28 protein-coding genes are annotated in these 24,522 nt (G+C 64.3%); 19 read left to right on the forward strand and 9 right to left on the reverse strand.

The annotated features are described in order from the left end of the window. Positions 1-411 precede the first annotated feature (411 nt). The 11 genes from JKG68_RS34515 (at position 412) to JKG68_RS10285 (ending at position 10,393) form a co-directional block, all read left to right on the forward strand. Complete coding sequence (locus JKG68_RS34515; protein WP_202058926.1) at positions 412-2,217, forward strand: calcium-binding protein; 1,806 nt, start codon at positions 412-414, stop codon at positions 2,215-2,217. 87 nt (positions 2,218-2,304) lie between these two features. Next, complete coding sequence (gene uvrC / locus JKG68_RS10240) at positions 2,305-4,308, forward strand: excinuclease ABC subunit UvrC (protein ID WP_202058928.1); 2,004 nt, start codon at positions 2,305-2,307, stop codon at positions 4,306-4,308. A 139-nt stretch (positions 4,309-4,447) separates the two neighbouring features. Next, positions 4,448-5,044 carry a CDP-diacylglycerol--glycerol-3-phosphate 3-phosphatidyltransferase gene (gene pgsA, locus JKG68_RS10245; RefSeq protein WP_246515282.1) on the forward strand — a complete coding sequence of 199 codons (597 nt, stop codon included), beginning with the start codon at positions 4,448-4,450 and terminating at the stop codon, positions 5,042-5,044. A 5-nt stretch (positions 5,045-5,049) separates the two neighbouring features. Further along, complete coding sequence (gene moaD / locus JKG68_RS10250; protein WP_202058932.1) at positions 5,050-5,301, forward strand: molybdopterin converting factor subunit 1; 252 nt, start codon at positions 5,050-5,052, stop codon at positions 5,299-5,301. Between the two features lie 45 nt (positions 5,302-5,346). Continuing rightward, positions 5,347-5,802: a molybdenum cofactor biosynthesis protein MoaE gene (locus tag JKG68_RS10255; RefSeq protein ID WP_202058935.1), complete on the forward strand. Its 456-nt coding sequence runs from the start codon at positions 5,347-5,349 to the stop codon at positions 5,800-5,802. A 62-nt stretch (positions 5,803-5,864) separates the two neighbouring features. Beyond that, complete coding sequence (locus JKG68_RS10260) at positions 5,865-6,119, forward strand: hypothetical protein (protein WP_202058937.1); 255 nt, start codon at positions 5,865-5,867, stop codon at positions 6,117-6,119. Between the two features lie 511 nt (positions 6,120-6,630). Then, positions 6,631-7,695 carry an extensin-like domain-containing protein gene (locus JKG68_RS10265; protein WP_202058940.1) on the forward strand — a complete coding sequence of 355 codons (1,065 nt, stop codon included), beginning with the start codon at positions 6,631-6,633 and terminating at the stop codon, positions 7,693-7,695. An 82-nt stretch (positions 7,696-7,777) separates the two neighbouring features. Further along, complete coding sequence (locus JKG68_RS10270; protein WP_202058942.1) at positions 7,778-8,209, forward strand: hypothetical protein; 432 nt, start codon at positions 7,778-7,780, stop codon at positions 8,207-8,209. After that, a complete protein-coding gene (locus JKG68_RS10275) occupies positions 8,206-8,865 on the forward strand; it encodes a ribonuclease T2 family protein (RefSeq protein ID WP_202058945.1) in 660 nt (219 codons plus the stop codon). The genes JKG68_RS10270 and JKG68_RS10275 overlap by 4 nt, the downstream gene beginning before the upstream one ends. A 7-nt stretch (positions 8,866-8,872) precedes the next feature. Beyond that, entirely contained in the window at positions 8,873-9,721 is an 849-nt protein-coding gene (locus JKG68_RS10280; protein WP_202058949.1) for a 23S rRNA (adenine(2030)-N(6))-methyltransferase RlmJ, read from the forward strand. A gap of 66 nt (positions 9,722-9,787) precedes the next feature. Further along, complete coding sequence (locus JKG68_RS10285) at positions 9,788-10,393, forward strand: glutathione S-transferase family protein (RefSeq protein WP_202058951.1); 606 nt, start codon at positions 9,788-9,790, stop codon at positions 10,391-10,393. A gap of 53 nt (positions 10,394-10,446) precedes the next feature. Here the strand turns inward: JKG68_RS10285 and JKG68_RS10290 are convergent, their stop codons facing one another. Further along, a complete protein-coding gene (locus JKG68_RS10290; RefSeq protein ID WP_202058953.1) occupies positions 10,447-11,076 on the reverse strand; it encodes an outer membrane protein in 630 nt (209 codons plus the stop codon). A gap of 295 nt (positions 11,077-11,371) precedes the next feature. Between JKG68_RS10290 and JKG68_RS10295 the strand changes: the two genes are divergently transcribed. Further along, entirely contained in the window at positions 11,372-12,127 is a 756-nt protein-coding gene (locus tag JKG68_RS10295) for an SDR family oxidoreductase (RefSeq protein ID WP_202058955.1), read from the forward strand. Here JKG68_RS10295 and pgeF read toward each other — a convergent pair. Genes pgeF through lgt form a run of 3 tightly spaced genes read right to left on the reverse strand, consistent with a single transcriptional unit; the run spans position 12,117 to position 14,831 of the window. Continuing rightward, a complete protein-coding gene (gene pgeF / locus JKG68_RS10300) occupies positions 12,117-12,884 on the reverse strand; it encodes a peptidoglycan editing factor PgeF (RefSeq protein WP_202058957.1) in 768 nt (255 codons plus the stop codon). The two genes, JKG68_RS10295 and pgeF, sit on opposite strands and share 11 nt — an antisense overlap. 13 nt (positions 12,885-12,897) lie before the next feature. After that, positions 12,898-13,974 carry a class I SAM-dependent methyltransferase gene (locus tag JKG68_RS10305; protein ID WP_376773128.1) on the reverse strand — a complete coding sequence of 359 codons (1,077 nt, stop codon included), beginning with the start codon at positions 13,972-13,974 and terminating at the stop codon, positions 12,898-12,900. Further along, the gene (gene lgt, locus JKG68_RS10310; RefSeq protein ID WP_202058959.1) at positions 13,971-14,831 is read right to left on the reverse strand and encodes a prolipoprotein diacylglyceryl transferase; all 861 of its coding nucleotides are present in this window, start codon (positions 14,829-14,831) and stop codon (positions 13,971-13,973) included. The genes JKG68_RS10305 and lgt overlap by 4 nt, the downstream gene beginning before the upstream one ends. Before the next feature lie 139 nt (positions 14,832-14,970). Between lgt and JKG68_RS10315 the strand changes: the two genes are divergently transcribed. From JKG68_RS10315 to JKG68_RS10335, 5 genes are all read left to right on the forward strand, one after another. Then, entirely contained in the window at positions 14,971-15,249 is a 279-nt protein-coding gene (locus tag JKG68_RS10315; RefSeq protein WP_202058961.1) for an accessory factor UbiK family protein, read from the forward strand. A gap of 243 nt (positions 15,250-15,492) precedes the next feature. Continuing rightward, on the forward strand, positions 15,493-15,993 hold the full coding sequence (locus tag JKG68_RS10320) for a type III secretion system chaperone family protein (protein WP_202058963.1): 501 nt from the start codon (positions 15,493-15,495) through the stop codon (positions 15,991-15,993). Between the two features lie 79 nt (positions 15,994-16,072). Continuing rightward, positions 16,073-16,900 (forward strand): pyrroline-5-carboxylate reductase, encoded by an 828-nt coding sequence (gene proC / locus JKG68_RS10325; RefSeq protein WP_202058965.1) that lies wholly within the window; start codon positions 16,073-16,075, stop codon positions 16,898-16,900. A gap of 118 nt (positions 16,901-17,018) precedes the next feature. Continuing rightward, on the forward strand, positions 17,019-17,669 hold the full coding sequence (locus JKG68_RS10330; RefSeq protein ID WP_246515298.1) for a TetR/AcrR family transcriptional regulator: 651 nt from the start codon (positions 17,019-17,021) through the stop codon (positions 17,667-17,669). Between the two features lie 21 nt (positions 17,670-17,690). After that, positions 17,691-18,050 (forward strand): tRNA-binding protein, encoded by a 360-nt coding sequence (locus JKG68_RS10335; protein ID WP_202058969.1) that lies wholly within the window; start codon positions 17,691-17,693, stop codon positions 18,048-18,050. A gap of 221 nt (positions 18,051-18,271) precedes the next feature. Here the strand turns inward: JKG68_RS10335 and JKG68_RS10340 are convergent, their stop codons facing one another. Genes JKG68_RS10340 through JKG68_RS10350 form a run of 3 tightly spaced genes read right to left on the reverse strand, consistent with a single transcriptional unit; the run spans position 18,272 to position 20,959 of the window. Beyond that, positions 18,272-19,639 (reverse strand): ATP-binding protein, encoded by a 1,368-nt coding sequence (locus JKG68_RS10340; RefSeq protein ID WP_202058971.1) that lies wholly within the window; start codon positions 19,637-19,639, stop codon positions 18,272-18,274. Further along, positions 19,636-20,352, reverse strand: coding sequence for a response regulator (locus JKG68_RS10345; protein WP_202058973.1), 717 nt, complete (start codon positions 20,350-20,352; stop codon positions 19,636-19,638). Before JKG68_RS10345 ends, JKG68_RS10340 begins: the two co-directional genes overlap by 4 nt. A 49-nt stretch (positions 20,353-20,401) precedes the next feature. Then, positions 20,402-20,959, reverse strand: a complete 558-nt coding sequence (locus JKG68_RS10350; protein ID WP_202058975.1) for a MarR family winged helix-turn-helix transcriptional regulator — start codon at positions 20,957-20,959, stop codon at positions 20,402-20,404. Positions 20,960-21,120: 161 nt separating this feature from the next. Here JKG68_RS10350 and JKG68_RS10355 point away from each other — a divergent pair, with 161 nt between their 5' ends. Then, positions 21,121-22,008, forward strand: coding sequence for a branched-chain amino acid aminotransferase (locus JKG68_RS10355; RefSeq protein ID WP_202058977.1), 888 nt, complete (start codon positions 21,121-21,123; stop codon positions 22,006-22,008). Between the two features lie 148 nt (positions 22,009-22,156). Here JKG68_RS10355 and JKG68_RS10360 read toward each other — a convergent pair whose 3' ends face one another. Together JKG68_RS10360 and JKG68_RS10365 are read right to left on the reverse strand one after the other, a co-directional pair. Further along, positions 22,157-22,555 (reverse strand): RidA family protein, encoded by a 399-nt coding sequence (locus JKG68_RS10360; protein WP_202058979.1) that lies wholly within the window; start codon positions 22,553-22,555, stop codon positions 22,157-22,159. Positions 22,556-22,657: 102 nt separating this feature from the next. Further along, on the reverse strand, positions 22,658-23,902 hold the full coding sequence (locus JKG68_RS10365) for a Y-family DNA polymerase (protein ID WP_202058981.1): 1,245 nt from the start codon (positions 23,900-23,902) through the stop codon (positions 22,658-22,660). Positions 23,903-24,084: 182 nt separating this feature from the next. On the opposite strand from JKG68_RS10365, the gene JKG68_RS10370 reads away from it, so the two are divergent. Continuing rightward, on the forward strand, positions 24,085-24,360 hold the full coding sequence (locus tag JKG68_RS10370) for a DUF3072 domain-containing protein (protein WP_202058983.1): 276 nt from the start codon (positions 24,085-24,087) through the stop codon (positions 24,358-24,360). Positions 24,361-24,522 lie beyond the last annotated feature (162 nt).

A 24,522-nucleotide genomic window follows, 5' to 3' on the forward strand; every position in this document is an offset into this window, starting at 1 on the left:
ACGTTTGCGCCATACATCGCAGGACAGGTTTTCTAAAAGCAAAGCTTGCAGATGCCGTTGTGGAATGATGTTGCAAAACAGATGTGATCGTATAAGCGCAATACCATAACATCAAAATCGGCGGCAACTATCATGGCGTTGAAGAAAATAGGTTCCGAGTGGACGGCATCCGACATGTTGGCGTCGGATGTCTTTGGGCTCAGCAATGGCACCTTTCTGGCTATATGGGTTGAGCATGAGGATGGCCAAGGACGACAAATTCGAGGACAGATTCTGGAAGCTGACGGCAGTTACTCCAGCCAAGGCGTCTTCACCATAGCATCCGTCACGGCTGGCTCACTGAGCTCCCCGGTTGCCGTTTCACTGAGCGGCGGCCGCTTCGCGATGGCATGGAACGACAATAAGGATGGAGTGGGAGACTTTGCATTCCAAACCGCGATCTTCGATGCCGCCGGAAAGCTCCAGGGGAGCATCAGGACTATTGATGACGCGATGTATAATCGGGCGATCACGCCCTTGCCCAATGGCGTTTATGCTGTCGCCTACAGGCAGGCGGAGTATAACAAGCTCGCCTTTTTCGGCCATGATGGTGCCCCGGTCACACCAGAGACTTTCGGTGCCGCAACAGACGATTTGCGGGGTATCACAGGTCTAAGTAATGGCAGCGTGCTGAGTGTCGCCATGTCCTACTCAACGCCGACCAGCACCACAATCACAGCCTATCTGCGAGGGGCGAACGGGCAGACCAAGACCATCGCACTTGCGGAATTCGAAAGCTCTTCGGACATGGTTGAGGTTATCACTCTCGCCAACAGCAATGTCGTTGTCGTCTGGTGCGAGGACAATGCACTGAAAGCCCGCATCGTCACGGCTCAGGGCAACGTTCTCGGAGGCGAGATCACCCTCCACCAGGCCACCTCCGGCTCGCTCGAGGAGTTGAAGATCGAGGCGTTGCCGGAAGGCGGATTCGCAACGGCCTTCGTGAATCGCTCGAGCGTGGAAGGGGTCGGAACCGATGTGTATCTCGGGATCTATTCCGCTACTGGCGCTACCATCGAGGCTCCGTCCGCCGTCGGACGGACGACCGGATCGCAATCCATTCCCTCTATCGCAGTGATGAAAGACGGCCGCTTCGTGGTCGGCTGGAATGACATGGAAGGCCAAGCCATGCATTTCCAGGCTTATGACCCGCGCACAAAGGGCGTGAGTGTCTCCGGCGACGATGCGAGCGACCGTTTCACAGGAACCGGCTTCGACGATGCCTTACGAGGCGGCGGAGGCGCAGACCGGCTCCTGGGTGAGGGCGGCAACGACATACTCAATGGCGAGCTCGGCGGCGATCTGATGTTCGGCGGGAGCGGTAACGACACCTACTACGTCGACAGCCTGGACGACAGGATTGTCGAGTGGGCGAATTCCGGTGTGGATCACGTGTTCGCCGAGGTCAGCCAGGATCTTTGGGACGAGGTCGAGAACCTCACTGCCTCGGGTGCCGGCGCCATCATTCTGAACGGCAATGAATTGTCCAACAGGATCACCGGCAATGCCGGCCGGAATACCCTCGACGGCAGGGCCGGGAATGACGCTCTCGATGGCGGTGCAGGCGCTGATCAGATGACCGGCGGTATGGGTGACGATGCCTTTTATGTCGATGATACGGGCGACCAGGTAATGGAGGCCCAAGGTGGCGGTCTGGATATGGTCTACACCGACGTGAGCTTTACCCTGAGTGCGAGCCAGGAGATCGAGACTCTCACAGCCGTGGGCGGGGCTGCTGTTGCGCTCAAGGGCAACTATCTTGCCAATGCGGTTGCCGGCAACAGCGCTGCGAACAAGCTCTGGGGCGGGCTTGGCAACGATCAACTCACGGGCGAGCTGGGCAAGGACATCTTCGTGTTCGACACCAAGGCGCACAAGAGCACGAACAAGGACAGGATCGTGGATTTCAACGTCAAGGACGACACGATCTGGCTCGACAATAAAGTCTTCAGCAAGCTGGGCAAGAAAGGCTCCGAGACGAAGCCGGTTCAACTGAAGGAGGATTTCTTCGTGACGGGCACCAAGGCCAAGGACAAGAACGACACCATCATCTACGACAAGAAGAAGGGCGTGCTGCTCTACGATGCCGACGGATCGGGCTCGAAGGTCAAGGCCGTGGAGGTCGCCACCCTGTCCAAGAACCTGAAACTGACCGAAAAGGACTTCTTCGTGATCTAGATCGGCAGGGAGATGACTTGCGGGATTTGTTCGGGAGGGGCTCGTGAAGCCCTTTTCCTCGGACTCCCAAGCTCTTAAATCTCCCTCATGAGTCGCAACACCACCAACGACGTTCCGCCGGATATCCTGGAAAACGAGGAAGACGATGAGGCTGTAGCCGTCGAGAGCGGCTCCGATGTCGAATTCGATCTGGAGGCCAATCCGGGTTCCGTGAAGCGCGGAACCGAGGTCATCCGGCGCTTCTGGACGACCCTGCCCAATGCGCCGGGCGTCTACCGCATGTTCGACGGCAAGGGCGACGTTCTCTATATCGGCAAGGCGAAAAGCCTGAAAAACCGCGTCGGCTCCTATGCGCGGGGGCAGGCGCATTCCAACCGCATTGCCCGGATGATCGGCGAAACCGCCTCGATGGAGTTCGTCACCACGGCCACGGAAACCGAGGCGCTGCTGCTCGAGGCCAACCTCATCAAGCAGCTCAAGCCCCGCTACAACGTGCTGATGCGGGACGACAAGTCGCTCCCCTACATCCTGCTGACCGCCGACCACGAGGCCCCGCAGCTGGTGAAGCACCGCGGCGCCCGCAAGCGCAAGGGTGACTACTACGGCCCCTTCGCCAATGTCTGGGCCGTGAACCGCACGATCAACGCCCTGCAGCGCGCGTTCCTGCTGCGCTCCTGCAACGACAGCTATTTCGAGAACCGGACGCGGCCCTGCCTGCTCTTCCAGATCAAGCGCTGCTCGGGCCCCTGCACCCATGAGATTTCGCACGAGGATTATGCGGGCCTCGTTTCCGAGGCGCGGGCCTTCCTTGCGGGCAAGTCGAACGCCGTGAAGCAGCGCATCACGGAGGAGATGCAGAGGGCCTCCGAAGACCTCGAGTTCGAGCGCGCCGCGCGCTGCCGCGACCGCCTGGCTGCGCTCTCGGCGATCCAGGGCGTGCAGGGCATCAACACCCAGTCTGTGGAAGAGGCCGACGTGTTCGCCCTCGACGAGCAGGCGGGGCAGTTCTGCGTGGAGGTGTTCTTCTTCCGCAACTGGCAGAACTGGGGCAACCGGGCCTACTTCCCGAAGGCCGACAAGTCCATGAGCCCGCAGGAGGTTCTGGGCTCCTTCATCGCCCAGTTCTATGACGACAAGCCGGCGCCGCGCCTGATCCTGCTCTCCCACGAGATCGAAGATGCCGACCTCATGGCGGCGGCGTTCTCCACCAGAACCGAGGCCAAGGTTGAGATCCATGCGCCCCAGCGGAGCGAGAGGCGCCAGCTCATCGATTACGTGCTCCGCAACGCCAAGGAGGCCCTGGGGCGGCGCCTGGCCGATACGGCCTCGCAGCAGAAGCTTCTCGTGTCCCTGGGCCAAGCCTTCGGGCTGCCGCGGGCGCCTCGCCGCGTCGAGGTCTACGACAACTCGCACATCATGGGCACCAACGCGGTGGGCGCCATGGTGGTGGCAGGCGCCAACGGCTTCATGAAGCAGCATTACCGCACCTTCAACATGAAGTCCGAGGATCTGAAGCCCGGCGACGATTACGGCATGATGCGTGAGATGCTGCAGCGCCGCTTCGCCCGTCTGGTCAAGGAGGAGCCGAGAGCCTCGGACGGGGGGCAGGAGAGTGGCGAGGACGCTTTTCCCGCTTGGCCCGATCTCGTTCTGATCGATGGCGGCAAAGGGCAGCTCGAGGCGGCGCGGCAGGCCTTGGCGGATGTGGGCGTCAGCGAGGACGACGTGGCCCTGATCGGCATCGCCAAGGGCAGGGACCGGGATGCGGGGCGTGAGACCTTCTTCAAGCCGGGCCAGCCGCCGTTCAAGATGCCGCCGCGCGATCCGGCGCTCTATTTCGTCCAGCGCCTGCGCGACGAGGCTCACCGCTTCGCCATCGGGGCGCACCGGGCCAAGCGCAAGCGGGAGCTGGTGAAGAACCCCCTCGACGAGATCCCCGGCATCGGGCCGACCCGCAAGCGGGCGCTCCTGCATCATTTCGGAACCGTCAAGGCGATCCAGCGGGCCGCCCTGGAGGACCTGATGAAGGCGCCCGGGGTGAATGCCGCCACGGCCCGCGCGGTCCATGACTTCTTTCACGAGCGGGGGTAGGCATGTGCGGCTGCGCCGGTAAGGCTGTTCACATCCGCAGGGCTGGCGTCACATTGCTGTGTCCTTCGAACGGCGAGGGTTGGCAATCGGTGTCTGTCCGATTGACGGATCAACCGTCGTCATGCTTCCTGCGCTTGTGATGAAGACTGCTTCCCCCTTAGGCCGCTCGAAGGCCTTCAACCTTGCGAACCTGCTGACCTATGGTCGGCTCGTGGCGGTGCCAGCGGTTGTCGGCCTTCTGTTCTGGCCGGAGGATCTCTGGTCGCGGTGGTTCGCGCTCGCGGTGTTCGCTGTTGCGGCGATCACGGACTATCTCGACGGGTATGTGGCGCGCACCTTTGCGCAGCAATCGTCCCTGGGGCGTATGCTCGATCCCATCGCCGACAAGCTCCTGGTGGCCGCATGCCTTCTCATGCTGGTGGCCGACGGCACGATCCATGGATGGTCCCTGTGGGCCGCCATCGTGATCCTCTGCCGCGAGATCCTGGTCTCGGGCCTGCGCGAGTTCCTGGCGGAGCTGAAAGTCAGCGTTCCGGTCAGCCGGGTCGCCAAGTGGAAGACCACCCTGCAGCTCGTGTCCCTCGGCTTCCTGATTGCCGGGCCTGCCGGGGAGACCGTTCTGCCCAACAACATCCTGATCGGAACCATCCTGCTCTGGATCGCCGCCATCCTGACGATCTACACGGGCTGGGACTACTTCAAGAACGGCATCCACCACCTCATGGACGAGGGCTAGGAGCCATGAAGCTCTTCTATTTCGCTTGGGTGCGCGAGCGGGTCGGCAAGACGGACGAGCAGGTGACCGTTCCTGAAGGGATCGAAACCGTTGCGGATCTGGTGCGCTGGCTGAAAGGCCGGGGCGAGGAATACCAGTATGCCTTTGAGAATGAGGGCATCGTCCGGGCCGCGATCGACCATATTCATGTAAAACCCGATGCCCGGCTTGCAGGGGCGCAGGAAGTTGCCTTCTTTCCTCCGATGACGGGCGGTTAGCTCCTCCAACAGGCAGGTGCAACAGGCAGGTCCAACAGGCAGGTCATGGCCGTCACCATCCGCATCCAGACCGAGAGCTTCGATGCCGCCGCCGAGACGGCGGCCCTGACCGGGGGGAGGGCGGATATCGGGGCCGTCGTTGCTTTCACCGGGCTGTGCCGGGACGAAGGCGGAAAGCTCGCAGCCTTGGAACTCGAGCATTATCCCGGCATGGCGGAAGCCGAGATCGCCCGCATCGCCGCGCAGGCGGAAAGCCGTTGGCCTCTCCTGGGTCTGACGATCATCCACCGCTACGGCCTGATCCGTCCGGCTCAGGAGATCGTGCTGGTTCTCGCCGCAAGCGCCCATCGCCGCCCCGCCTTCGAGGCGGCCGAGTTCCTGATGGACTACCTGAAGACCCGGGCACCGTTCTGGAAGCGGGAGCATCTCAAGGACGGCACAATCGGCAGCTGGGTCGAGGCGAAGGACGCCGATGACAGGGCGCTGGCGAGGTGGCTTTGAAGTTTACTTGACGGAGCCGCCGCAGAGGAGGAGCATCTCCCCGTCAGACGCGGAGATGCCTCATGCGCAGCGTCGTTGTCCTTCTCGGCCTGATCGTCGCGGGCCCGGCAAATGCCCACGACAGGCCTATGGCTCAGCCGGCTCAGGTGCCGGATCACAATCCGCTCGATTGCTATTGCCGTGCGCAGGGGCGGATGTTTGCTCCAGGGGAGAAGATCTGCCTGAAGACCGCCCAGGGGCCGAGGCTCGCCCAATGCGGGATGGAGATCAACGTCATGTCCTGGAGCCTGACGGACACGCCCTGTCCGGAGGCATAAAAAACGCCGCCAGAAATGTGGCAGCGTGGAATCCATGAAGCGGGTGCTCAGCCCATGAAGGGCTGGGAGGTCGTCCTAGAAAAGGCCGGTGACGACGGCAAGAATATACGTGAAGGAAACGCAGACGGCTGCGATGTTCAGCTTGGACGTCCAGTCCAGGTTCGATGTCAGGTTCATCTCATGCCCCTGTCTGTTTGAAGGGGTTATGCCCCTATCTGAATAGAGAGGTAGGCTATCAAACCTGCGGGTTCCTGAGAAGCTCCTTGCCCGGGCGAAGCAGCCGGCCCATCCGCTTCAAGAAATGGTTAATGAAAGGTTAACCTGTTGTTTTTATTCCAAACTTATCCCCTGATGCCGTGCGCGAAAATAGTTCCTGCTCTATTGTGTCGCACCGCCTTACCCATCGGATAACTGCGGGAATAACCCAGCGATCGAGGCGAATCGCTCTTTGGCGCCGCAGCTTGCTCTTCCGTTGACGGGATGTTTACGGGCCTGCCTTAGCGTGCCGATCATGCGTCATGGGTTTGTTGCGTTTTTCGCCCTATCGCTCGTCGGGCTTGGGCTTACCGGTTGCGGACTGTTCCGTTTCGAGCAGCGCGAGCCTTGGCGCGCGCAGGCCGAGGAGGCGTGCCTGTCGCAACGCCTCGTGCAGCCCTCGGCCTATATGGCCTTGTCCTCCAAGATCGAGGGCCCCGGCGTCTGCGGGATGGACTACCCCTTCAAGGTCTCGGCCTTTACCAATGGTGAGGTGGGGCTGAAATCGAAGGTCACCCTGGCCTGTCCGATCATTCCGCGCATCGACACCTGGCTCGAAGAGATCGTGAAGCCCGCAGCTCTCATGTATTTCGGCGTTCCCCTAGCCGATCTGAAGGCCGGGTCCTACTCCTGCCGCCCCCGCAACAACCAGAGGGGCGCCAAGCTCTCCGAGCACTCCTTCGGCAATGCTCTCGACGTCATGGGCTTCGTCCTTGCGGATGGGCGGGAGATCTCCGTCGTGAAAGGATGGAAGGGCGCCTCCGACGAGCAGGAGTTCCTGCGGGAGGCCTTCATCGGCGCCTGCCGCTATTTCACGACCGTTCTGGGCCCGGGATCGGATGCCTTCCATTACGATCACCTGCACATCGATCTGGCCCGGCATGATCCCCGCGGCGTGCGGCGCATCTGCAAGCCGCTACTCAAGTTCACGCCCCGGATCGATCCCGAGCGGAGCCGCGAGGTTATTCAAAGCGTCGCCGCATCCGGCGATCTGCCGTCCGTGGATCTGGAGCAGGATGTGCCGGAAGGGGAGGCCTATGCCCCCGCAGCGCCGGCTTCGTCCATGCGGGCTCCCCTGGCTCCGCCTGCCGTATCCGCCCCTGTGTCTCAGCCTCCGTCACCGCGCTATCCGGCTGCCAATGGATATGTGGCCGACCTGCCGGGCCAGAGCGCGGGTTCGTCGCGGGCTTTGCCATCGCAGCCCTATGCCCAGCCGCTGCGCCCCCTGAGCCGCTCCCCGGAACAGACCTATGCTCCACCGGCCAGCGGGCGCCCTCGGACAGGCGAGCCGATGGTGCTGAACAGCCACGGGATCTATTAAACCGCAAGCGGAGCCTTGACCTTCTTAGGCTTCGCCCACATGGTCGACGTTATAAAGACCGAAGATCTGTTGGAGCATCCGAATGAAGTGGCTGGCGGCTTTTATCTCCTGCATGCTGTTGAGCGCACCGGCGCTTGCCCGCGAGATAAACCCGGCGGAGCGGCGCGAGGAACCCTTCGACGCATCGCTCCCTGCCTGCGCCGATCCTTCGGTGCTTCAGGACATCAGCTCGAACTTCGAGAACAAGGAATACCGGTTCTGGAATTCCAATCTCAAGATTGTGGGCTTCGAAAGGGTTCAGCAGGTGGCATGGCGTCCCTGGGGCCTCGACTACATTCCCCGCCGCTTCTGCACGGGCACCGTGATCGTGTCCGACGGCTACAAGCGGAAGATCAACTTCTCGATCCGCGAGGATCTGGGCTTCATCGGCATCGGCTGGGATACGGAAGCCTGCGTGGACGGCCTCGACCGCCACTATGCCTACGCGCCCCATTGCAAGCAGGCCGCTCCTTGATCCTGCGCCGGTGCCTGGCCTTCGCGGGCGCCTGCCTTCTCTCCCTCCCGTCTGCGGCCCAATCTCCCCGGGAGACGAGAGGCGCGCCCATGGGACAGTTCGACTTCTATGTGCTGGCCCTGTCCTGGTCGCCCGGATTCTGTGAGAACAGCGGCAGCCGGAGCCAGCAATGCAGCAGCGGCAGCGGCCTTGGCTTCGTGACCCATGGCCTCTGGCCGCAGAGGGAGCAGGGCTATCCCAGCTTCTGCGAGCCCGGCGGACGCTTCGTGCCGCAGACCTCCATCGCGGAAAGCCAGGGTCTCTTTCCCGACGACAATCTGGCCCGTTACCAGTGGCGCAAGCACGGAACCTGCACGGGCGAAACGCCCAGCGGCTATTTCCGGGCGGTCCGGCGGGCTCGGGATCTCGTGCGCATCCCCGACAGCCTCAAGGTCCTGGACAGCAGGTCCAAGGTGCTCCCAAGCGAGATCGAGGGAGCCTTCATCGGCAGCAATCCGGGCCTGCGCGCCGACATGATTTCGGTTTCCTGTGGACGGCGGATCTTCCAGGAAGTACGCATCTGCCTCGACAAGGATCTCCGGGGGTTCCGCCAGTGCCCCGAGGTCGATCGCGACGGCTGCCGCTCGGGCGAGATCACGGTCCCGGCGGTCCGATAGGACGACCATGAACTATCGTCATGCTTTTCACGCCGGCAACTTCGCCGACGTCATGAAACACGCCCTTCTGGTGCGGATCCTGGCCTATCTCCAGCGCAAGGACACGCCGCTTCGCGTCATCGACACCCATGCGGGGATCGGCCTCTACGACCTTGCCGGCGACGAAGCGGGGCGGACGGGGGAGTGGGCCGAAGGGATCGGGCGCCTGGACGAGGCCTTCGCGCCCGAGGTGGAGGAGATCCTCGCGCCGTATCGGAGGGTGATCGCGGATGTGCGCGCAAGGCATGGCGACACCGCCTATCCCGGTTCGCCGGCCATCGTGCGCGAGGTCCTGCGGCGGCAGGACCGGGGGGTCTTCGTGGAGCTGCATCCGGCCGACCATGCGGTGCTGAGCGAGGCCTTCAACGAGGTCGCGAACCTCAAGGTGATGCACCTCGACGGCTGGACGGCGCTTCATGCCCTGATCCCGCCGAAGGAGAAGCGGGGCCTTGTGCTGATCGATCCGCCTTACGAGAAACCGAATGAACTGGAGCGCCTCGGCACCGAACTGATTGCTGCTCTCAGGAAGTGGCCGACGGGCGTCTATGCCGGCTGGTATCCGGTCAAGGATGTCGGGTCCGTCGATGCTGTTGCGGCAAGGCTGCACCAGGAGAGTCCGCGTCCCGGACTGCGCCTCGAGCTCTATGTGGACGATCCGCGCGATCCGACCCGGCTCAACGGCAGCGGGCTCTTCGTCCTCAACCCGCCCTGGTCCCTGCAGCAGGAAGCGGAAACGCTCCTGCCGGCCCTGGCCGAACGGCTGTCGCGGGGCGGCTATGGCGCTTATCGCTGTGAAGCCTTCGGGCCGCCTCCATAAAACCGATTGCCGCTTGAGCCCCGGGCGTCCATGAATCCTGCCAGTCTCATCGACAGGATTCACACTATGCTCGTTCTTCGCTCTTCGCCCGCGTCACCCTTCGGCCGGAAGGTCAAACTCTCGGCATCGATCCTCGGCCTGTCCGATCGGATCCAGATCGTCGATTCGGATACCCTGAACCCGGAAGACTCCATTCGCCAGCAGAATCCCCTGGGCAAGATCCCGGCCCTGATCCTGGAGAGCGGCGAGGTGCTCTACGACTCGCGCGTCATTGTGGAGTACCTGGATCACCTGGCGGGAGGCGGGCAGGTCGTCCCGGGCGGCGAGGAGAGGTTCGCCGCGTTGCGCGATCAGGCTCTGGCGGACGGGATTATGGATGCGGCCCTGCTCCAGGTTTACGAGAACCGCTTCCGGCCGGCGGACAGGCATGAGGCGAAATGGGTCGAGCACCAGGCGGACAAGGTGCGGCGCGGCCTCGCCCATGCGGAAGCCCACCTGTCGACCCCCGGCCAGAAGCTGCACATCGGCCAGATCGCTCTTGCCTGCGCCCTGGGCTATCTGGATCTTCGCTTTGGCGGACGGTGGCGGGAGAGCCATCCCGGGCTGGTGGCATGGCTTGCCGACTTCGAAGCCCGCGTCCCGGCCTTCGCCAAGACCCGGGTGACGCCGTAAATAAAAAAGGCCCGGATTTCTCCGGGCCTTTTCTGTCTCGGGAGAGACGGATCTTAGTAGGTGCCGAAGCGGAAGTTCAGACCAGCGCGCACGACGCCGAAGTCGTTTTCCATCTCGAAGCCGGCAATGTCATCTTCCTCGAAGTTGACATACAGGCCTTCGATCTTGGCCGACAGGTTGTTGGTGAAGGCGTACTCGAGACCACCACCGACGGTCCAGCCGTTGGCGTCGTCAGCAAAGGCGAAACCACCGGTGGCGTAGATCAGAGCCTGGCCGAAGGCCACACCGGCGCGAGCACGCACCGTGCCGAACCAGTCGCTGCTCTCGAACGTGTCGTCATCGCCGTCGCCGTCGAAGTCGAACGCACCCTCGGCGCCGAAGTCGGCGTACTGGATGTCGCCTTCGAGACCGACCACGAAGGAGCCGATCTGGTAGTTGTAACCAACCTGGGCGCCGCCCACGAAGCCGCCGTCGTCATCCACATCGGCTGCGTCGAATGCGTCGAAGTCGTCGTTGCTCCAGCCATAGCCGGCGTTCACACCGACGTAGAAGCCGGTCCAGGTGAAGATCGGAGCAGCCGCCACGATCGGAGCCGGGGGAGCGGAGCGCATCGGGAGGTCCGCAGCGGAGGCAGCTCCGGCGAAGCCGAAGAGAGCGACGCTGGCGAGAAGAATCTTCTTCATGGTTTCTCTTTCCTAATCGATGTCATGCCAGCCTGATCCGCCAATCCGTGGGATCGGGCCGGGCACTATACGTTTATAGAGCGACAACCGGTCGAGGGCTGTGACCTGACAACCACAGCAGCCAAGAAGAGCTGTGGCAGGATTGTGGCGGCATTGTGCGTGCAATTCCCCTTTGGCATCGCTGGAGTCCCCAACGCGGAGCTTGGCCATTTGTTCGACGGCGGAGCGAAAAAATGTCATTTTCTTGTTCGGCCGGCCTAGCTGACGCCACTTGATGACGATCTGTGAGGAAAATATGGATAAAGCGGCTCTCGTTACCGGCGGTGCCCAGCGGATCGGCCGAAAGCTCGTCGAACGTCTGGCCCGTGAGGGATATGCGGTGGCCATCCACTGCCGCCGCTCGGCCGATGAGGCGGAGAGGATCGCTGCCGACATTCGGGGGAGCGGCGGCAGGGCGGCCATCGTCCAGGGCGATCTGGCGGATGCGGACGCCGTCGGGCGTTTGGTCGGGGATGCGGTGCGGGCGCTCGGTCCCTTAACGCTCCTTGTCAACAACGCCTCGGAATTCGAGCCGGACGAGGTGGAGACCCTGTCGCAGGATCGATGGGACCGGCACTTTGCCGTCAACCTGCGAGCACCGGCCTTCCTGGCGCGCGACTTCGCGCATCAACTGCCGGCGGATCGGGAAGGGTGCATCATCAACATCGTGGACCAGCGCGTCTGGAAGCTGACGCCGCAGTTCTTCTCCTACACCCTGACGAAGGCCGCCCTGTTCACCGCGACGCAGACCATGGCCCAGGCCCTTGCCCCGCGCATCCGCGTGAACGCCATCGGTCCCGGTCCCACCCTGTCGAACGTGCGCCAGGGCGATGACGACTTTGCCAAGCAGAGCAGCGCCGTGCCTCTCGGCCATGGCGGAACGCCGGATGAGATCGCCGACGCGGTGCTCTATCTGGCCGGCGCCCGCAGCGTCACGGGCCAGATGATCGCCGTCGACGGCGGTCAGCATCTTGCCTGGGAAACCCCGGACGTGGCCGGCATCAAGGAGTGAGCACGATGGCCGAGATCAGGCGGCCGTAATCGGGCTCCTTACGGTGAGTGGTGCGGCGGTAGCTGTAAAACCGCTCCTCGTCCGAATACGTGCAGAGCCCGAGATCGGTGAACGCGCCGATTCCTGCCGCGTTCAGGCGGGCGCCGATGAAGCCTGGAAGATCGAACATGGCGTGCCCTTGCTTTTCCGCCTGCCCGAGAAAGTGCTCGAAGCCGGCGGCCTCCTTCGTAAAGCGTTCGATGAAATCAGGGCCGACCTCATAGGCCTTCTGGCTGATCGTGGGACCAAGGACCGCGATGGTCGCCTCGCGCCGGGCGCCGAGCCGCTCCATGGCTTCGAGAGTGGATTCGAGCACCCCCGTCACGGCCCCGCGCCAGCCCGCATGGGCCGCGCCGATCACGCGAGCGCCAGGGTCGGCAAACAGAACCGGGCCGCAGTCGGCCGTGGTGATGCCCAGCGCCAGGCCCGGCACCGCCGTCACCATGGCGTCTGCCTTCGGGCGCTCGCCCGTCCAGGAGCCTTCAACGAGAACCGCGTCCGGCGAATGAACCTGATGGACGCTGATCAGGGCACCTGGCGCAACGCCTAGCGCCTCTGCCATGCGGCGACGGTTCTCCTGCACCCTTGCCGGCTCGTCGGACGAGCCGACCCCGCCGTTGAGCGAAGCATAGATCCCGTCCGACACGCCGCCCTGCCGGGTGAAGAAAGCGTGGCGAACTTGGGGAAGGGAGGCGAGAGTGGGCGCTTCGATGAACATGGCTTCCAGGATCTCATGAAAAAGACGAAAGGGCGGGCAATCCGGGGACGGCTTCAAGCCCCTCGTGTGTAAGGGCTATGACCTTGAACAGCTCCCCCATGCCCTTCGGACCTCGTTCCGTCAGGCGCGCGAGGGCTTTGTCGATCTCATCCGCCTGCGCGGGCGTTGCGCGGGCTTTCAGGGCGGAGGCCCTTGCCCCGAGGCCGAGGATCTCGAGAAAACTGCCCTGCGGGACCATGCCGTGGAGGCGCACGTTCTGCTGCGAGGCGGCATGGGCCAGACGCTGGAAGTCCACATGGGTGGTCAGGTCAGCCTCTCCCGGCTCGTCCAGCGGGTCCACAGGAGCATGCTTTTTCACCGCTTGCAGCGTGTTCCCGAAGGCGGGGCCCCAATAGCCGTAGTCCACGATCAGGGCCGCGCCCGTATCCAGCGCGAGCCTCCTGGCAAGGCTGCCCATGAGATCGACCGAGGCGGCGGGCCATTCGAGAACATCGCCAAGGCGCAGCGGATTGCCGAGGGCCTGCTCCGGCTCGGGCCTGAGCCCGAAGATCAGGCACTCGCCCTCGAGGCCCACCAGCCGCTCGCACCAGCCGCGCTCGGTCGCCACGAACTGGCGAACGGGCAGGGCGTCGAAGAATTCGTTGGCGACGAGCAGGGTCGGGCCCGGCGGCACGTCCTCCAGCCGGTCGTGCCATTCAACGGAAAAGCCCAAGGGGGCAAGCATCGCCTGCTGCCGCTGCCTTAAAGAGGTACTCGTCTCGACAAGATGCACGGATGCGGCAGCCTTGAAGTCGGGCAGGAGCCTCGTCGCCCTCAGCAGGTCCGCCATGAGGGTGCCGCGCCCCGGACCCAGCTCGACGAGCCGGCAGGGGGCCGGGCGGCCCATGGCGTTCCAGACTTCCAGCATCCAGAGGCCGATCAGCTCCCCGAACATCTGGCTGATTTCGGGAGCCGTGGTGAAATCGCCCGCAGCTCCCAGGGGATCCCGCGTGGCGTAGTAATGCCGGACGCACAGGCTCATGTAGCGCTCGACGGTGATCGGCCCCTCCTGGGCGATCATCTCGCGCATCGTGTTCGCGAGACGCTTCACGCGGCCTCGGCGGCGGGTGCCGAGGGCCGCGTCAGCCCGCGCGCGGCCATCACGATGACGCCTGCTCCGACGAGCGCCATGGGAATCGACAGGAGCATGCCCATGGTGATGCCCCCGCTGAGCGCCTGAACGGAAGAGCCGAAGAGGAAGCCGAGCTGGGCGTCGGGCTCGCGGAAGAACTCGCAGACGATGCGGGCGACCGCATAGCCGAGCACGAAGATGCCGCCGAGGAGGCCGGGCCTGCGAAAGCCGAACCGGCGCGCCGCGAAGGCCATGACGATAAACAGGATCAGTCCTTCGCCCAGGGCCTCGTAGAGCTGGCTCGGATGCCGGGGCTCGGGGCCCGCATGAGGGAAGACCACCGCATAGGGGAAATCGGGTGCGGGGCGGCCCCACAGCTCCCCATTGATGAAATTGGCGATGCGCCCGAAGAACAGGCCGATGGGCGTCACCACGGCGGCCATGTCGAGCATGGCCAGCGGATTGAGCCGGCGGGAGCGGGCAAAGAGCACGATGGCCAGGATGGCGCCCAGGAAGCCGCCGTGAAACGACATGCCGCCGCGCCAGATGGCGAAGATTTCCGAGGGCTGCGAGAGATAGGAGCCCAGGTTGTAGAACAACACGTAGCCGACGCGCCCTCCCAGGACGACGCCGAGGGCGACCCACACGATCAGATCGTCCACGTCGATGGGCTTCGGCTGGCGCAGGGAGCCCCAGAGATCGGCTCTGGCCGCAAGGCGCTTGGCATAGAACCAGCCGCCTAGGAGGCCCGCCACATAGGCAAGCGCATACCAGCGGATCGCGATGGGGCCGATGGCGATGGCGACCGGATCGATGATGGGGAAGGAGAGCGGCATGAGGGGGCCCTGATCGAACGCCCTGCCATTGGACCCTTGAGGCCTGGATCGTCAACCCTGTTGCAGTTTGTGGCGAATGCGCCCACATGTGGCGTTCCAGGGCTGAAGAGGCCCGCCGCACGCTGTGGACTTTGCACCCATGACCCAATCTTCCAATCGGATTTTCGACGAACTCGCCCGCTTCGCCACTGACGCTGCCGGCGCGGCGCAGGGGGTCCGCAGGGAGGTCGAGACCGTGGTCCGCAGCCAGTTCGAGCGCCTGATCAAGGACATGGACGTGGCCACCCGCGAGGAGGTCGAGGTCCTGCGGGAGATGGTGGTTGCGGCTCGCGAGGAGAACGAGCGGCTGGAGGCTCGGGTGAAGGAGCTCGAGGCGAAGCTCTCCCCCGCCGGCAGCGCGGGCACCGCCGCGCCCTGACCTGAGCGGGCGGCCAGCCTGCGCCGGGGGCAGGGCTCCTGTTGTGGACAGGTGAGCCAAACGCATTGTGGCCAAGGCTGAAATCTAACACTGTGAATCACGAGCCGATTCGAGGCTGAGGCGGCAGGACTTCCGAATATCCAAGGTATTCCGGAAGAGCCTTCCAAATATAACTCGAATGGACGCAATGGTGTTGGCTGGATGTGTTTACCATATTCAGGCAAGCGAGCTTCTTGGATCCACATGTCGCAGATTCATCTTGAAGTAGACCGATCGGAACATCCCCTCGACGTCGTTGAGCGGCTTGCGTCCCTGCGGCACTGGATCTTTGACCGGGCGGAAGCGGACGAGATGTCCGTGTCCGTATCGGGCCGCTGGGCGGATTACGACGTTGCGTTTACTTGGATCGAGGATGTGGAGGCCCTGCATATGGCCTGCGCCTTCGACCTCAAGGTTCCCGAGCGGCGGCGCCAGGAGGTGCTGCAGCTCATCTCCTACATCAACGAGCAGCTCTGGGTCGGGCATTTCGACCTGTGGAGCACCGAGAGCGTGGTGATGTTCCGCCATGCCCTCCTGCTGGCGGGCGGCGCGGATCCCACCGACGGTCAGTGCGAGACCATGCTGCGCGTGGCCGTCGAGGCCTGCGAGCGGTATTTCCAGGCGTTCCAATTCGTGATCTGGGCCGGCAAGTCGGCCCGCGAAGCCCTCGACAGCGTCCTGTTCGAAACCGAGGGCTCGGCCTAGAGCTTTGACGAGCGCCTCGACAGGGCGAGCTGGAAGTTGATAGACAATTCCTTCCACTTCCCACCTGTCAGGATCTGCCATGCTGTCCAGCCCCTCGCACCTGCCGTCGTCCCTGGTACTCGTCGGAGCCGGCAAGATGGGCGGCTCCATGCTGGAGGGCTGGCTGAAGGTCGGCATGAGGCCTGAGGGCGTTACCGTTCTCGATCCGAAACCGTCCGACGACATGACCCGGTTCTGCCGGGAGAAGGGCATCGCCCTGAACCCTGCGAGCCCGGCTGCTCCCGATGTGCTGGTGCTGGCGATCAAGCCGCAGATGCTGGACGAGGCCGCAGCCGCCCTGAACGGCTGGCTCGGGCCCAACACCCTGATCATCTCCATTCTCGCGGGCAAGACCATCGGCGATCTGCTGGGCCGGCTTCCCGCTGCCGGCGCCGTCGTGCGCGCCATGCCGAACCTGCCCGCTAGCATCGGGCGCGGCGCCACGGGAGCCGCCGTCAACGAGCGGGTGAGCGAGGCGCAGAGGCTCATGGCCCACGCGCTGCTCAGCAGCAACGGCATCGTCGAATGGCTCCCGTCCGAGGACCTGATCGACGCGGTGACGGCCGTGTCGGGCTCCGGCCCGGCCTATGTGTTTCACCTCGTGGAATGCCTGGCCGAGGCCGGCGCCGCCGCCGGCCTGCCGGCCGACCTGGCGCAGCGCCTTGCCCGGGCCACCGTGACCGGGGCGGGCGAGCTGCTGTTCCAGAGCGAGCTGCCGCCTGCAACGCTCCGGCAGAACGTGACCTCGCCGGGCGGCACCACGGCGGCGGCCCTCGAGGTTCTCATGGCGGAACCGAACGGCCTGAAGGCGCTCATGCGCGCCGCGGTGGCTGCGGCAAAGCGGCGTGCGGAGGAACTCGCCGGCTGACCGGCATGGGGATCGGGCTGCGAGCACCTATATCAAGTCCTGAAAATTGGTGTTCAGGAGGTTTATCGTGACGGCAGAAGCTCCAACGGATAAGCGCAAGGCAATCGTCGAGGCCCTCATGGATCTCGCGGCAAAGCGAGCCTGGCACGAGATCGAGATCAACGACGTGGCGAAGGCCGCACACGTGTCGCTGGCCGAGTTCCGCGATCTGTTTCCGTCGAAGGGAGCGGTGCTGGGCGCCCTGTCGCGACAGGTCGACCGGCAGGTGCTCGAGGGAACGACCGAAGATCTTGCCGGCGAGCCCGCGCGGGAGCGCATCTTCGACGTGCTGATGCGCCGTTTCGATGCGCTCGAGCCTTATAAAACCGCCCTGCGGCGGATCTCGCAGGATCTGCGCTACGACCCCGCGTCGCTGGCGGCCCTCAACCAGGTATCGCTCAATTCCCAGCGCTTCATGCTGGCTGCCGCGGGCATCAGCACGGAAGGGCCGCTCGGAGCCCTGAAGCTCCAGGGCGCGGTTCTGGTCTATGCCAACACCATGCGCACCTGGCTCGACGACGACGATCCGACCCTTGCCAGAACCATGGCGCGGCTCGACCGGGAACTGCGCCGGGGCGAGCGCATCCTGGAGGGTGCCGAGGACCTGCGCCGCCTGAGCGCGCCCCTGCGGGCCGTCGGGCGCGCCTTCATGCAAGGCCGCCGGTCGTCCCGCCGGGACACGCGCCGCACCGGCGACGGGGATGCGGACAATCCCGCGGCGGCCATCTAGAACTATCGATCAGGGGGCACGATGGATCAGACGAATTCGGCAGTACCGCAGATCGCCTTCGACGACTTCCTGAAGGTCGACATCCGCGTCGGCCGGGTCACCGCCGTGGAGCCGTTCCCGCAGGCGCGCAAGCCCGCCTTCAAGCTCACCATCGATTTCGGGCCCGAGATCGGCACCAGGCGCTCGTCGGCGCAGATCACGGTGAACCACTCGCCGGACGACCTCGTCGGATCGCTCGTCATGGCGGTGGTGAACTTCCCGCCGCGCCAGATCGGGCCGTTCCTGTCGGAGGTTCTGACCCTGGGGGTACCGGATGCGGACGGCAACGTCATGCTGATCCGACCCGACCGGGACGTGCCGGTGGGCGGAAGGCTGTATTAGGCTTGACGCAAACCAGCCTAGCACTGTCATTCCGGGGCCGCGAAGCGGAGCCCGGAATCCATAACCGCTGACGATGCTTCATCCTGGCGTCGTCAGCGGTTATGGATTCCCTTCCTCTTCGCTACGCTCCGGCCGGGAATGATAGGGTTGAGTCTCCGCGCTTCGTTCTGCTCGCGCTCCCGGAGCGGCTTCGCCGCCCAGGATGACGATCTGTCGAGGCACTAGGCCGGCAGCCGCACCGTTGCGCGCAAGCCCCCGAGCGGGCTGTCGCCGAGCACGATGTCGCCGCCGTGGGAGCGGGCGACATCGCGGGCGATGGCGAGACCCAGCCCTGAGCCGCCCTCGTCCTGGTTGCGGGCCTCGTCCAGGCGCACGAAGGGCTTGAACACCTCCTCGCGCAGGTTTGCCGGAATGCCCGGCCCGTCGTCGTCCACATGCAGAACGAGCCAGCGCGTTTCGTGGTTGGCCGTGATCTCGATCCTGTCCCCGTGCCGGGCCGCATTGGAGACCAGGTTGAAGAGAAGCCGGCGGAAGGCGTCGGGCCGGACCGTGATGATCGGGTCGCCGACGATGTCGAGTTCCGTCACATGGCCCTGGCGTTCGGCGTCCGCCTGCACCTCTTCCAGCAGCTGGCGCAGATCGGTCGCAACCGCCTGCTCGCCCGCATCGCCCCCGTCGCCGCGGGCAAAGGCCAGGTAGCCTTCGAGCATCCGGCTCATCTCGTCCACGTCGCGCTTGAGATCCTCCACCTCGGGGGTCTGATCGAGGAACACCAGCGACAGCTTGAAGCGCGTGAGAATGGTGCGCAGGTCGTGGCTGACGCCGTTGAGCATGGTGGTGCGCTGCTCGATGTTGCGCTCGATGCGCCGCTTCATCTCCATGAAGGCATGGCCCGCCTGGCGCACCTCCCGCGCACCGCGCGGGCGGAACTCGATCTCGCGTCCCTTGCCGAGCGCTTCGGCGGCTTCCGCAAGGCGCAGGATGGGCCTGATCTGGTTGCGCAGGAACAGGATGGCAATGCCGAGCAGCACAAAGGAGGAGCCGCCCATCCACACGAGGAAGATATGCGAGTTGGACGCATAGGCCTGGCTGCGCCGCGCCAGGATCCGCATCACGTCGCGCTGGTCGAGCTTGACGCGCACCTCCACGTAGTTCGAGCGCCCCACCGTGTCGATCCAGTAGGGACGGTCGATCTGGCGGCGCAGCTCGTTGGACAGGGTCTCGTCGAGAATGGAGAAGAACGGCTTCGGCCCCGGGGGCGGCAGGTCCGTGTCGCGCAGGATGTCCACGTCGAGCTGCAGGCGCTCGGACGCGATGCGGGACAAGACCGTGGTGTCCTGATCCTGCGGGTAGCTCTCATAGATGTCGATGAGGGCCGCGATATCCGCCGTCACCGCCGAGGACAGGCGGCGCGTCACGAGCTCGTAATGCCGCTCCATGAACACATAAGCCACGACCGATTGCAGCAGGATCACCGGCGCGATGATGATGATGAGCGCCCGGGCGTAAAGGCCCTTCGGCAGATACCGGCTGAGCCAGCGCCCGGCATGGTCGAGAGGGGAGTAACGCAGGGTCGCGCCGATTTTCATCGGTCGGTCACGAGGCGGTATCCGATGCCGCGCACGGTCTGCAGGAAGAGCGGGTTGGCCGGATCGGTTTCGATCTTGCGCCGCAGGCGGTTGATCTGCACGTCCACCGTGCGCTCGTTGGCGGCGATCCCGTTGCCGGCGAGCGCCTCGCGGGGCACGTGGCCTCCGGCCTGGGTGCCGAGAATGGTGAGGATCTCGCGCTCCCGCTCGGTGATGCGCACCACCTCGTCCCCGCGCCGCAGCTCGCCGCGGTCGAAGCGGTACGAGAACGGGCCGAAATGGATGGTCTCCGGCGCATCCCCGCCCGGCGCGCCCGCCACGGGCGCCGCGCGCTTGAGGATGTTGCCGAGGCGCAGCAGCAGCTCGCGCGGCTCGAAGGGCTTGGACAGGTAGTCGTCCGCGCCGATCTCGAGCCCGGTCACCCGGTCCGACGTATCGGCGCGAGCCGTCAGCATCAGGATCGGCACCTGCGAGTGCTCGCGCAGGCTGCGGGCATAGTCGAACCCGCTCTCGCCCGGCATCATCACGTCGAGCACCAGGGCGTCGAAGACGAAGTTGCCCGCCTTCGCCCGCGCCTCCGCGGCGCTGCCGGCGGCGGTCACCCGGTAGCCGTTCTCCGTGAGGAAGCGGGTGAGGAGGTCGCGCAGGCGGCGGTCGTCGTCCACCACGAGTACGTGCGGGGCATGGTCGGGAATGTCGATGCGTGCATCCATGGGGCGCCAGGCTTCTTGTGTCGGACCCTGCTTTATCAGGTTTGCGCGATCAGGTCTCCTTGTGGGTCTCCTTGGGGCCGAACACGAGCTGCTTCACATGGGCGGTGTCGTCCGGGTCGATGAGGCGCAGGAGATAGCCGCTCACCAGCTCCTTGGCCTCCGGCTCCATCTCGGACAAGGCCCGCATGATGCGCCGGGTCTGCAGCTTGGCGAGCTTCAGGGCGAGTTCGTGGCCCTGGGCGGTGGCGAAGAGAAGCCGCTGGCGCCGGTCAGAGGTGCCCGTCCGGCTTTCGATGAAGTTCTTCTCCAGGAGTTCCTTCAGGACGCGATTGAGGCTCTGCTTCGTGATCCTCAGGATGTCCAGAAGCTCCGCGATGGTCAGCCCCGGCTGGCGGCTGACGAAGTGCAGGACCCGATGATGGGCCCGCCCGAAGCCGTATTCGTCCAGGATCCTGTCCGGATCGCTGACGAAGTCGCGATAGGCGAAGAAGAACAGTTCGATGAGGTCGTAGGCCGGCAGCTCGGCCAGGATGTCCTTGCCAGGATCCTTGCCGGGATCCTTGCCGGGTTGCTGGGTCTTCAAAGCCGGGATTGCGTCAGGCACCATCCGTGTCCCAAATTTTATGTCAGCCTTGTTGACATATCTCAGGACGATTGTTACTCGTCAAGCCGCTTCCGCGAAATGAATGAAATCGAAATCATGTGGAAGCAAGCCGGAAATTACACGGCCCCGGCAGCCGCAAAGGCCGATAGCCAAGGAGATAGATGATGTCCGCGACCCCCTTCGATCAACGTGATGGATGGATCTGGTACGACGGGCAGATCGTACCTTGGAGGGACGCCCAGCTTCACGTGCTCTCGCACGGGCTGCACTACGGATCCTCCGTGTTCGAAGGCGAGCGCGCCTATGGGGGCGAGATCTTCAAGTGCACCGAACACTCGGAGCGCCTCAAGAAGTCGGCCCAGATCCTCGACTTCGAGATCCCCTACACGGCGGCCGAGATCGACGCCGCCAAGCGCCTCGTTCTGGAGAAGAACGGCCAGAAGGACGCCTATCTGCGCCCTGTCGCCTGGCGCGGATCGGAGATGATGGGCGTGGCCGCCCAGGACAACAAGATCCACCTCGCCATCGCGTCCTGGGAGTGGCCGAGCTATTTCGACCCGGCCCAGAAGATGAAGGGCATCCGCATCGACATGGCGGAGTACCGCCGTCCCGATCCGGCGACCGCGCCTTCCGAGGCGAAGGCTGCGGGCCTCTACATGATCTGCACCATCTCCAAGCATAGGGCGGAGCGCAAGGGCTATGCCGACGCGCTGATGCTCGACTGGCAGGGGCGCGTGGCCGAATGCACGGGCGCCAACGTGTTCTTCATCCGCGACGGCGTGGTGCATACGCCCATGGCCGACTGCTTCCTCGACGGCATCACGCGCCGCACGGTGATCGATCTCGCCAAGCGCCGCGGCTTCGAGGTGGCGGAGCGCCGGATCATGCCGGACGAACTCCCGAGCTTCAACGAAAGCTTCATCACCGGCACGGCCGCGGAAGTGACCCCCGTGTCCGAGATCGGCCCCCACACCTACAAGCCCGGCAACATGACCAAGGTGCTGATGGAGGACTACATGTCCGAAGTTCAGCCCAAGGCCAAGGCGGCATAAGGCTTACCCGCCCCGTCACTGCAGCGTCATGCCCGGCTTCGCGCCGGGCATTCACGTCCAAGGGCGCCAAGAACATGATGCCAAGGGACTGCTGAAGGCAGGACGCATCGATCCCAAGGGCTGTTACGACCAGTCCAGGTTCAAAGCCTCAATCACGAGGCTCAGAATAAGCGATCACACGGATCTCGACGATCGCCCCCTCACGCCTGAGACCTGCGACTTCAACCGCCGTCCAAGCTGGATAAGGTTCATTCAGGTATTCGAGACGAATGGAGTTGAAGAGATCGAAATGATCCCGCAGCCCCATATGATAGGTCGTCATCTCGACGATGGAGTGAAATGTCAGGCCGCCCGCGCGCAAAACGCATCCGATCTTCTCAAAAGCGGTTCTGATTTGAGCTTCCGCATCATCCGGCATCTGCCCCCGTGCATCGCTGCCTGTGACGCCTGTCAGAAAAACATGGTCGCCGGACACAACGGCGGGGGACATTTTCAATTGTTCGGCTGTCGTTCGAAATTCAGGCGGAATGATTGCACGTTTGGTCATTGAGGGCCCTTCAGAAGCAGCTTCTCCAGTACGGGCTGAAGCGGCCAATAGGCCCAACGTGCCATTCGTCCATTTGCCGAGCAATGATACTTTGTTCAAATCTCAAAAATCCTCCGCGTCGGGAATGCGGTTGAAGGCGATCTTCGCGCCCGCATAGCCTCCGGGGATCGTGACCAGCGGCCCCCAATGCAGGAGCGTCTTGCGGTGGTGGGCGTTGAGCCGGTCGGCGATCACGGACAGGGATTCCAGGCGGTGCTTGAGCTGCGCCTGCGCCGTGTGGTCGAACAGATCCCCCTCGATGTCGGACAAGGGCACCAGATCGTGCAGGGCGATGTGGACGCTGCGGCTGCGGCTCATGCTCTCGCGCTCGGCGTGGAGGAAGAGGCGGGCGAGCGAGGCCAGTAGGGAAGGGTCGTCCCAGGTCGGCCCGAACCGCTCCTCCCCGTACCAGCCGGCGCTGTGCCGGTCGGTGAGCCAAAGGGCGAGCGCCCGGGCCGAGAAGCCGGACCGGCGCATGCGGCTGGCCGCTTTCGCCAGAAGAACCCGGGCAGCCGCGTAGGCGCCGTCGAGCGAGCGCCACTCGGCGGGAAGAACGCGCCCGTGGCCGAACATGCGCCGGCGCGTCTCGGGCCGCTCCACCGTGTAGCCGTGAAGCCCCATCCAAAGCCGCTCCCCCTCGACGCTGCCCCAGAGCCGGCGCATCTCCTTGGGCTGAAGCCGCAGGAGGGCGGCCATGTCGCAGACGCCCGCGCGGGCGAGCCGGGCCGCATTGCCCTTGGCAATGCCGGGAATGTCGGTCAGGCTCAGGGCCAGCAGGGGACCCGGCAGGCTGTCCGGGCCGAGGGCCACGAGGCCGTCGGGCTTTTCCATCTCGGCCGCGATCTTGGCGAGAAGATCGTTGGGGCCGAGGCCCACCGAGCAGGTGAGGGTAGGGCCGATATCGCGGGCGATGGTTTCCTTCACGCGCCTGCCGACCGCCAGCGCCTGGGCCTGCTCGGACGGCAGAAGGGCGCAGACCATCTCGTCGATGGAGCACACGGCCTTGACCGGGACCACGGTCTCGATAGCCGCTATGATGGCCCGGTGCAGCTCCACATAAAGCTCGTGCCGGGCCGTCACCAGGACGAGGCCGGGGCATTGCCTGCGGGCGTCGCGAACATAGGTGCCGCGCTTGAGGCCGAGCGCCTTGGCCTCGCGGCTGACGGCGATGAGGCCCGTGTGCTCGGAATCGACCGGAATGACCCCGACGGGCCTGCCCCGGAGAGCGGGCCGGAGGTGCTGCTCGGCGCTGGCGAAGAAGGAATCGAAGTCGACATAAAGCCGCTCCAGGCCCGTGGGCTTGCGCATCGCCATCCATCCGCTTCGCGTACAATGAACAAAGCAAGAACATAAGCTTGGCGGCAAGTCGAGGGCGGGATCTGTGGATAACGGGGATGAGTCCGGTGGAGTAATCCGTCTTTCCCTGAGGAACCAATGCCCTGAAAGGGTGTTCTCCTGAAAGAACAAAACTAGAACAATAGGAGTCTCCCATGACGACGAACGGTAAAGCCTCGACGGGTTCTTCCAAGCACCACAAGGATTCCGCAGAGGCATCCAATCCGAAGACCAATCCCGATCCGTCCGACAACCAGATCAAGGACCCGGCCGATTGGGTGACCGGCGACGAGCCCATGACGGGGGCCCAGGCGTCCTACCTCAAGACCCTGTCCGAGCAGGCCCACAAGCCGGAGGCCTTCGACCCGGATCTCGACAAGGCCGAAGCCTCGAAGCGCATCGACGGGCTGAAGCAGGCCAAGGGACACTGAGGCTCTGAGCCCCCAATGTCATTCTCGCCCTGTCATCCCCGCACCGGCGGGATGACAGGGCGAGGCGCAACGCTGCTCGCTCTTTCCTGAAAACGTCGTGTTCATGGATCCCGGGCTCCGCTTCAGCGGCCCCGGGATGACGGTGCCGGGCTGGATTTGCCG

The organism is Microvirga aerilata (genome assembly GCF_016743775.1).
Taxonomy (GTDB): Bacteria; Pseudomonadota; Alphaproteobacteria; order Rhizobiales; family Beijerinckiaceae; genus Microvirga; species Microvirga aerilata.